This is a genomic window from Streptomyces sp. YS-3, from assembly GCF_045257485.1.
Lineage (GTDB): Bacteria > Actinomycetota > Actinomycetes > Streptomycetales > Streptomycetaceae > Streptomyces.
Genome location: NZ_JBJHPC010001103.1, coordinates 1 through 907 on the forward strand (window position 1 = coordinate 1; position 907 = coordinate 907).

Genomic DNA, 907 nt, shown 5'->3' on the forward strand with positions numbered 1-907 from the left:
GGGTCACGGGGTGCCGCCCGTGGTGCGTACCCGTTTGGTGAACTCGTCGTGCCCGGGCCAGCTCAGCACGATCTCGCCGTCGTCGCCGAGGCTCGCCCGCGCCAGTACGGGCGTGAGGTCGCGGGCCGCCGCCGCGTCGACCGCTTCGGCGGGGGTGGCGTACGGGAGGAGGGCGCGCAGGGTCGAGACGGTCGGCGGCATCATCAGCAGCTCGCCCGCGTCGTACCCGGCGAGGGCATCGGCGGGCCGGATCCACACGGTCCGGTCGGCCTCGGTGGAGGCGTTGCGGGTGCGCTGGCCCTCGGGGAGCACGGCGACGAAGAACCAGGTGTCGTACCGCTTCGGCTCGAACTCGGGGGTGATCCAGCGGGCCCAGGCACCGAGCAGGTCCGAGCGCAGGACCAGGGAGCGGCGGTCGAGGAACTCGGCGAAGGAGAGGTCGCGGGCGACGAGGGCGCGGCGGTCGGCCTCCCAGTCGTCGCCGGTGGTGTCGCCCACGACGCTGTCGGCGTCCGGTCCGGCGAGGAGGACTCCGGCCTCCTCGTACGTCTCGCGGACGGCGGCGCAGACGATGGCCTGGGCGTCGTCCGGGGCCACGCCGAGGCGGGCCGCCCAGGTCTCGCGGCTCGGGCCGGCCCAGCCGATGCGTCTGGCGTCGTCCCTGGGGTCGACGCCGCCGCCCGGGTACGCGTAGGCGCCGCCGGCGAAGGCCATGGAGGTGCGGCGCCGCAGCATGTGCACGGCGAGGGCGCCGGGCCCGTCCCCGGCACGCAGCAGCATGACGGTCGCGGCGCGGCGGGGCGGTACGGGGGTGAGGGTGCCGTGGGCTAGGGCGCGGATGCGGTCGGGCCATTCCGGCGGGTACCACTGACCATTGGGCATGGGCGCGAGGCTATCTGTTGGGGTG

At 75.5% G+C, this 907-nt stretch carries 1 protein-coding gene; it reads right to left on the reverse strand.

Features of this window, described 5'->3' with window-relative positions:
- Window positions 1-3 precede the first annotated feature (3 nt).
- Window positions 4-882, reverse strand: coding sequence for an NUDIX hydrolase (locus tag ACJA3G_RS37755; RefSeq protein ID WP_406557513.1), 879 nt, complete (start codon window positions 880-882; stop codon window positions 4-6).
- Between the last annotated feature and the right edge of the window lie 25 nt (window positions 883-907).